This is a genomic window from uncultured Empedobacter sp., assembly GCF_937930195.1.
GTDB classification, from domain to species: domain Bacteria; phylum Bacteroidota; class Bacteroidia; order Flavobacteriales; family Weeksellaceae; genus Empedobacter; species Empedobacter stercoris.
In genome coordinates this window covers 1-8,735 of record NZ_CALGVK010000172.1, presented here as the reverse complement: position 1 = coordinate 8,735, position 8,735 = coordinate 1, and the positions used below count along the sequence as shown (strand labels likewise).

Here is an 8,735-nt window from a genome sequence, read left to right as displayed (position 1 = left end):
AAATCATATTGTTCTTTCATCGCGCAAATTTACGGATAATCAAATCGGTAATCCACACGATTTTTATAAAAATAATGTTTAACTTTTTGGATTAACAAAATATATTAATAATTTTGTTTGACAAATTTGTCAAAAATAAAATAGCACATAGATATGAAAGATGATACGGAAGAATTAATCAAAGAAACAGCAAAAAGGATGTTTTTTGGTGAAGGTAGATTTCATGCTACTACACAAGAAATAGCGGATGAAGCGAAGGTGAATCGTACGTTGATCAATTACTATTTTAGATCGCGTAACAATTTGATTAGCATTATTTATGAAGAAGCAACAGTTGTGAGTAATGAAAAATCGCGTGCAATTTTAGATCGAAATCGTGATATAAAAGAGATGATAGGAGAGTTTATCGAAGATTCAATTGCTACATCTATAAAATTCCCTTATTTGGAAACCTATATCGTTACCGAAATGAATAAAAATAAGACGATGTGTTCTAAATTAATGAAAGATAATTTGGATGAGGTTGTCCAAGTTTTTTATGAACGATTAGAAGAAGAAATGGAAAAAGGAACAATAGAAAAAATGGAACCAATTCAGTTTTTATTGAATATGATTTCGTTAATTAATTATCCGTTTACTATTCGTCCACTTCTTCAGTTAGACTTGAAATTAAGTGACGATGATTTTAAACGAATTCTTTCGGATCGAAAACAGATTATACTCAATACACTTTTTAATAAGAAATAAATTGATGAAGAGGTTCAAATTATTACTTTCCATAGCGATTATAGCAGTAATGAATACCGTAAATGCACAAGAAATTGTTGCACTAAAAGATGCTATAAAATTTGCATTAGAAAACAAAGCGGATGCCAAACGAGCAGATTTAGCAATAAAAAAAGCGGAATTCAAAATAGACGAAGCAAGAGCTGGAGCTTTGCCACAAGTGAGTGCTGATGCCGCAATTCAGTATAGTCCAATTTTACAGCAAATGGTTTTGTCCTTTGCGGGGCAACAAATGAAAGGTGAAATGAGTAGGCCTTGGGTTTCGAATATCGGTGTTAATGTATATCAAACATTATTTGATCAGCGTGTTTTTACAGGACTTAAAGCGGCGAAATCTACACGAGAATTTTACCAAATCAATGCAGAGTTAACGGAGGAACAAATTATAGAGCGTGTAGCAAATGCGTATTATCAAGTTTTTATTCAAGAAGAAAAATTAAAAACGATTGATAAAAGTTATGAGAACACGAATAAAGTTCGCAATGTTATTAAAAGTTTGGTGGAAAATGGATTGGCAAAACCAATTGATTTGGATCGAATTGTGGTTCAATTAAATAATATTTCCTCTTCACGTCAACAATTGGTAAATGCTGTGGAAATCAACAAAAATGCGTTGAAATTTTATATGGGTTATCCAATCGATGAGCCAATTCATTTGAAAGAAGAAACAATTACCCCAAATTTAGTTTTATTAGATCATCAGGTTGAAGTCGAAAATAGAACAGCGTTCAAACTTTTATCCAAACAAAAAGAATTATTAGGTTTTGCGAAAGATGCGGAACGTGCAAATCTTTATCCAACCGTTGGTTTAGCAGCTAATTATGGTGTCGCAGGAATGGGTGATAAATTTTTAACGTCTAAAGATTATTTTTGGTCAGATTTAGCTTCAATTGGATTGAGTGTAAAAGTTCCAATTTTTTCTGGAGGAGCTACAAAAGCTAAAATAAATCAAGCAGAAATTGATTTACTCGATATTGAACAACAAATGAATGATATGAAACTGGGGTTAAGTTTAGAATATCAGAATGCTAAAGCTCAAATTGAAAATACGTTAAAAAGTGTTGATATTCAAGAAGAAAATGTAATGTTAGCTGAGAAAGTTTTATCAAATACACAAAATAATTATCAGCAAGGTTTGGCAAATTTGACAGAAATATTAGATGCCGAAAATGCGTTAACAGCTGCTCGAAATAATTATTCAAATGCTTTATTAGAATATAAAATTGCCGAAATAGCTTTAATAAAAGCCAAAGGAGATTTAAACACATTAATTCAATAATAGAACCGATTTATGAAATCAGTAAAAACTTTACTTTATATATTAATTGCTGCTGGCTTGATTGGAGGAGCAGTTTACATCATCAAAAATAACAAAGCGAAGCAAGAAGAAGAGGTTGCGATTGTAAATGAAAGTGCCGATGAGGTGGTGGTGAATACTGTCAAAGCGAAATACGAAAGCTTGAATACAGATTATACATCAAACGGAACATTTGCACCGTTTCAAGAAATGAGTTTCCCGTCTGAAATTTCAGGACGAATTGTGCGTGTTTTGGTTGATGAGGGGAGCTATGTTTCTGTTGGACAAACATTGGCAACAATTAAAAAAGATGCAATTGAAGTTGATGTGACACAAGCACAAAATAATTTACAAAATGCTATAATGGACAATGAGCGTTACGAAAATGCATACAAAACAGGCGGAGTAACAAAGCAACAATTGGATCACTCGCGTTTACAATTAAAAAATGCGAGAGCAGCTGTTTCTGCTCAAAATTTACGTGTGCGCGATACCAATGTAAAAGCAACAATTTCTGGTGTAATTAATAAACGTTACATCGAACCAGGTTCTGTTGTAGCACCAGGTTCACAAATGTTTGATATTGTAAATGTATCAAAATTAAAATTACAAGTTACAGTTACAGAAGCTGAAGTTGTGAATTTAAAAGTTGGTCAAACAATCAAAGTGTTAGCAAGTGTTTTTCCAGATCAAGAATTTGCAGGAAAAATTTCTTTTATTGCCCCTAAAGCAGATGCTTCGTTAAATTTTCCAGTAGAAATTCAAGTTTCGAATAATTCGGGATTAAAAGCTGGTATGTATGGAACAGCAATTTTTTCCACAAAAGATGATGTTAATGCAGGTAAAAATGTTTTGGTTATCCCATCCAATGCTTTTGTAAATGGGATTAGTTCTGGACAAGTTTTTGTCGTTGAAAATAATATCGCAAAACTAACGAAAGTTGTCATTGGAAAAACGGTAGGAACTGAAGTTGAAATTATCAGTGGAGTAAAAGAAGGAGCTGAAATTGTGACAAGTGGTCAGATTAATCTGAAAGATGGAACGAAAGTGAATGTTGTAAAGTAAGATAATTTTTCCATGAAAATAGCAGAAATATCAATTAAACGTCCCACAATGATTATCGTGTTATTCACGATTTTAACCTTGGGAGGATTGTTTAGTTACACACAGATGGGATACGAATTAATCCCAAAATTTGAAACGAATGTCGTAACAATTTCAACAATTTATCCTGGAGCTTCCCCAAACGAAGTTGAAAACTCTGTTACCAAAAAGATAGAGGATGCCGTTGCAGCCTTAGAAAATGTAAAAAAAGTAGAATCGAAATCCTACGAAAGTTTATCAGTTGTAATGGTAACGTTGAATTCTGACGCGAATGCAGATTTAGCATTGAATGATGCGCAACGTAAGATTAATGCAATCGAAAAAGATTTACCAGACGATGTTGATCCACCTTCTTTGACGAAATTCTCGTTAAGTGATTTACCGATTATTACAGCCGGTGTGACATCTGATAAGTTGACAGAAAAAGATTTGTACGATTTATTAGATAAAAAAATAGAACCAGTTTTGTCTCGTGTGACAGGTGTCGCACAAATAAATTTGATTGGTGGTCAAGAACGTGAAATTCAAGTCAGTTTAGATCCTTTGAAATTGAAAGGTTATGGTTTATCTGTCCCTCAAATTCAACAAGCAATTTTGACATCTAATTTAGATTTTCCAACAGGAAGTGTAAAAACACGCGAAAACTCAACGATTATCCGTCTTTCTGGTAAATATAAATCGGTAGAAGAATTAAATAATTTAGTTATTTCTTCGAATAATGGAATTCAAGTTCGTTTATCAGAAGTTGCTTTTGTACAAGATTCTCAAAAAGAAGTTGAGAAAATAGCACGAGTTAATCAAAGTTCAGCGATTATTGTTCAGGTTGTAAAACAGTCTGACGCAAATGCAGTTGCGGTTTCTGAATTAATGAAGGAGACGATCCAAAAAGTTGAAACAGATTATAAGAAAGAAGGATTGAAAATTCAGATTGTAAATGATACTTCTGACTTTACATTAGCAGCTGCAAATCATGTTATTTTCGATTTGCTTTTAGCAGTTGTTTTGGTTGCAGTTGTAATGTTTTTGTTTTTACATAGTATTCGAAATGCCTTTATTGTAATGGTTTCTATTCCAGCTTCGTTAATTGCAACGTTTATCGGAATGTACTTGATGGGATATACGCTAAACTTGATGTCTTTACTTGGTTTATCTCTTGTTGTAGGGATTTTGGTGGATGATGCCATTGTTGTTTTAGAGAATATTTACCGTCACATGGAAATGGGAAAATCGAAGATTAGAGCATCTTATGATGGTTCAAAAGAAATCGGATTTACAGTAACAGCCATTACATTGGTCATTGTAGTTGTATTCTTACCAATTGCGATGAGTACAGGTTTGGTAGCGAATATTATTGCACAATTTTGTGTGACAGTTGTTATAGCAACCTTATTATCCTTGTTATCGTCATTTACAATTGTCCCTTGGTTGTCTTCTCGTTTCGGAAAATTAGAGCATATTACAGGAAAAAATATTTTCGAAAAATTTATTCTTTGGTTCGAAAAACAGTTAACAAAATTTACACACTTCATTTCAGATATGTTAGAGTGGTGTCTTAAAACGACTACTCGACGTATTGGAGTTTTTGTTGGAGTTTTTGTTGTTTTGTTTGCAGTTGTTGGCGTTTTAATTGGAGGAAAATATGTTGGGAATGAGTTTTTTCCTAAAACGGATAAAGGAGAATTCTTGGTGCAAATGGAATTACCTAAAGATGCAACAATCGAAGAATCAAATTTTGTTACGCAAAAAGCAGAGAAATTTTTACGCAATAAAAAAGAAGTAGTCGATATGATTACAACTGTTGGTCAAAGTTCTGAAGGGTTCGGAGCAGCACAAGCAACAGCTTACAAAGCGGAGATTGATGTTATTTTGAATGATAAATCAGAACGTGAAGACAATTCGTTTATTTATGCTGCAAAAATAAAGCGTGAATTAGAAAAAGAATTGGTTGGAGTAAAAGTAAAAACCGTTCCAGTAGGTATTGTTAGTGCAGAAGAAGCGCCTATTGCTTTGGTGGTCACAGGATCTAATGTAGAAAGTGCAATGATATTTGCCGAATTAGCCAAACAAGAATTAGAACAAATCAAAGGTTCTTCGGAAGTGAAATTAACAACTGAAACTGGAAATCCTGAAATTAATGTCCAAGTTGACCGCGATAAAATGGCTCTATTAGGATTGAATTTGCAAACGGTTGGATTAACCATGCAAACGGCTTTTTCTGGAAATACCGATGGTAAATTTAGAGCAGGTGAATACGAATATGACATTAATATTCAATACAATGATTTCAATCGTTCGAATATTGATGATGTTCGTAGTTTGATTTTTGTGAATGATAAAGGTCAACAAATTCGTTTGGATCAATTTGCAACAGTGACGCAAAGTTCTGGACCAAGTTTCTTAGAACGTCGTGATAAAACACCTTCTGTTACAGTTCAATCTCAGGCTGTTGGTCGTACTTCAGGCGATATTATAAATGAATTTACAGAAAAATTAAACAAAATAGATAACAAACGACCTACAGGAGTTTCATATGTTTGGGGTGGAGACAAAGAAATGCAAGACGAAGGTTTTGGTACATTAGGTTACGCATTATTGGCTGCAATTATTTTAGTTTATTTGGTCATGGTAGCCTTGTACGACTCATTTGTTTATCCATTCGTAGTATTATTCTCTATTCCATTATCATTAATCGGAGTTTTCTTGATTTTAGCTTTAACGAATAATTCGTTGAATATTTTTACGATTCTCGGAATGATTATGTTAATCGGTTTAGTGTGTAAGAATGCTATTTTATTGGTCGATTTTACAAACCATAGGAAAGAAGCAGGAGAAACAACTCATGATGCATTGGTACAAGCCAATCATGCGCGTCTTCGTCCAATTTTAATGACAACCATTGCCATGGTGTTTGGTATGATTCCAATCGCTTTAGCAGAAGGGGCAGGAGCAGAGATGAATAACGGATTAGCATGGGTAATTATTGGTGGATTAGTTTCGTCATTATTCCTTACATTAATCATTGTACCAGTAGTTTACTCCTTATTTGATAGTGCAATAAGACGATTCTCAAAAGGAGAAAAAATTGATTATGAAGCAGAAATGGTTGCTGATTATCAATCACGCCAAATAAAAGAAGAATGGGAAGAATAACCATTCAATTCGATATTTAATAATTGAAGTCGCTCTATTTTGGAGCGACTTTTTTTATTTTAACTATAATTAGTGAGTTTTCTAAAATTTAAAAACTTTATTTTTGATTCAATTATTAATTTTGAGAATTTTATAAATGAAAAAGATATTTCTTTTGACAGCTCTTTTTGCAGTGTCAACTCTTTTTGCTCAACAAGTTACCAATACATTAGAAGGTGTTTTTACAACAAAGTCAAAGGATGAATTATACAATCCATTAAAATTTGATGGAAAAGGAAAAGTAACAATCACTGAATTTGACGAAGAAGGGTACGAGTTTTTTGAGCGCAACGATTCAGTAGTGATTTTTGTAGAGAAAACAGTTTTTATCTTCAAAAAAGAAAAGAATCAATTAAAAGGAATTTCAGATTGGGTTGATAAAAAAGTATACAAATCTAATCTAAAATCTTTCGAAAATAAACCGCAAACAGAGGCTAAATTAGCACAACGAGCAGGTTGGATGGCTCAAAATTATGACATTAATTTTAAAAATAATGCAAGTTATTTGTTTGATTTTGATGAAGAAGGTTTGAATCGAAAGTTAAAAGAAAACGAAACAGCAAATGCTAAACTTTGTAAAGATGGTTTTGACGAAAGTTGTAAAATAGTATTTGCGTATAAATTTGCTGAACAATCAGGTGGTATTTTTGAGACTTTATCAGCTACAGAAGAGTTGAAATTGGAACCCAATAAAGAGTTAGAGCAATTGGCACAACGCGTACTTGATTTAGGAAACCCAGATGGATACGGATTGTTTTATAACTATTATTATTTTACGGGCGAGAAAGAAAAAGCTGAAGAATTTCTTCAAAAAGGATTGGATTTAGGTTCAAAGTATTGCACGGAGATTTCATTAAATTTAGCTTTAAGTGAATTAGAAAATAATATGAATGAAGAAATAGAAGAAGCAGTGGAATAACTGCTTTTTTTGTTAAATGATTAGTTATTTAGTATATATTTGGAAATAATTAAAAACAACTAATTGTATAAGATAAAATTGCTTATGAAAAAATTTTTATCCTTTTTATTTATCTCTACATCTATTTGTAGCTTTTCTCAACTAAACGTATATACAGTTGATGTAACTGCAAATGATATTGTTTACGACAAAGTATCAAATAAAATCTATGCAAGTATTTCCAGCGCAAACGGATCAAATGGCAATAGTATTGGAATTGTGAATTTAGAAACTTTTCAATTAGAAAAAACTGTTTTCATGGGAAGTGAACCTACTGTTTTGGCTATTTCTGATGATGGTAAATATATTTACGCAGGTTTTGATGGAGCTTCTATCGTTAGAAGATTTGATGTTCCAAATCAAAAAGCAGATTTGCAATTTAGTTTAGGAGCAGATTCTTTTCTGGGGTCATTTTATGTAGAGGATATAGAAGTTATGCCAGGTAAAGCCAATACTATAGCGGTTTCTCGACGTTATAAATCCGTAACACCAAGACATGGAGGAGTAGCAATTTACGATGATAATGTAATGAGACCTACAACAACTCCAGGTCATTCAGGAAGTAACGTTATCGAGTTTACGAGTGCAAATTCTTTAATCGGTTATAACAACGAATCGACAGAATACGGGATAAGAAGACTATCTGTTAATAACGGAGGTGTTTCAAATGTAAGCCTTTCGGGAAGTGTTTTATCAGGATTTAACTTAAATTTTAGCTATTTTAACAACAAAATGTATTCGTACGACGGAAAAGTTGTAGATGTAACAACTCAACCATTTGTTATAGGTCAATTTCCTAATGTAATTGGACCTGTTGTTTACGATGAAAATACAGATCAAGCATGTTTTGCAAGTTACGATTGGAATGGTAATATCTCTTTCAAACGATTCAATGCCGAAACATTTTTATTGGCTGATAATTTACCAATTTCTCAAGCTTTTGGTTACACAGGATCTATAATTAACTGTGGAAAAGGATGCTATGCATTTAACACTTCAGACAATAAAATTGTTATTATCAAAGATGCAAAATTATCTACATCACAGAATTATATTAATAATTCATCAGTAGAAATTTACCCAAATCCAACGACAGATTTTGTTTACATTAAATCGGATAATATTTTATCGAAAGTAGAAATTTATGATATCAGTGGAAAATTAATCCATCAATCTTCGATAACAACTAAAATCGATATTAGAAATTTCTCAAAAGGAAATTATATTTTAAAATTAATCGACAATAAAGGAAATGTTACTACAAAACAAATTCTAAAAAAATAAGTTGATTTAGTGTCAACTTATTTTAGTTCTGGACAAAATAAATAAAAAAAAGGATTTCGAATGAAATCCTTTTTTTATATAAAGTGTGTAATATCTTATTTATCGATAGAACCCATC

At 32.2% G+C, this 8,735-nt stretch carries 6 protein-coding genes; all 6 read left to right on the top strand.

The window, feature by feature from the left end; all coding sequences use genetic code 11:
* The first annotated feature begins 153 nt into the window (after positions 1-153).
* The 6 genes from Q0616_RS09855 (at position 154) to Q0616_RS09830 (ending at position 8,618) form a co-directional block, all read left to right on the top strand.
* Complete coding sequence (locus tag Q0616_RS09855; protein WP_286483659.1) at positions 154-747, top strand: TetR/AcrR family transcriptional regulator; 594 nt, start codon at positions 154-156, stop codon at positions 745-747.
* A gap of 4 nt (positions 748-751) precedes the next feature.
* Positions 752-2,065 (top strand): TolC family protein, encoded by a 1,314-nt coding sequence (locus Q0616_RS09850; protein ID WP_298776800.1) that lies wholly within the window; start codon positions 752-754, stop codon positions 2,063-2,065.
* A gap of 12 nt (positions 2,066-2,077) precedes the next feature.
* Positions 2,078-3,148 carry an efflux RND transporter periplasmic adaptor subunit gene (locus Q0616_RS09845; RefSeq protein ID WP_286483660.1) on the top strand — a complete coding sequence of 357 codons (1,071 nt, stop codon included), beginning with the start codon at positions 2,078-2,080 and terminating at the stop codon, positions 3,146-3,148.
* A gap of 12 nt (positions 3,149-3,160) precedes the next feature.
* Positions 3,161-6,337 carry an efflux RND transporter permease subunit gene (locus Q0616_RS09840; RefSeq protein ID WP_171621654.1) on the top strand — a complete coding sequence of 1,059 codons (3,177 nt, stop codon included), beginning with the start codon at positions 3,161-3,163 and terminating at the stop codon, positions 6,335-6,337.
* 136 nt (positions 6,338-6,473) lie between these two features.
* The gene (locus tag Q0616_RS09835; RefSeq protein ID WP_171621655.1) at positions 6,474-7,295 is read left to right on the top strand and encodes a hypothetical protein; all 822 of its coding nucleotides are present in this window, start codon (positions 6,474-6,476) and stop codon (positions 7,293-7,295) included.
* Between the two features lie 84 nt (positions 7,296-7,379).
* Complete coding sequence (locus tag Q0616_RS09830) at positions 7,380-8,618, top strand: T9SS type A sorting domain-containing protein (protein ID WP_286483662.1); 1,239 nt, start codon at positions 7,380-7,382, stop codon at positions 8,616-8,618.
* The last annotated feature ends 117 nt before the right edge of the window (positions 8,619-8,735 follow it).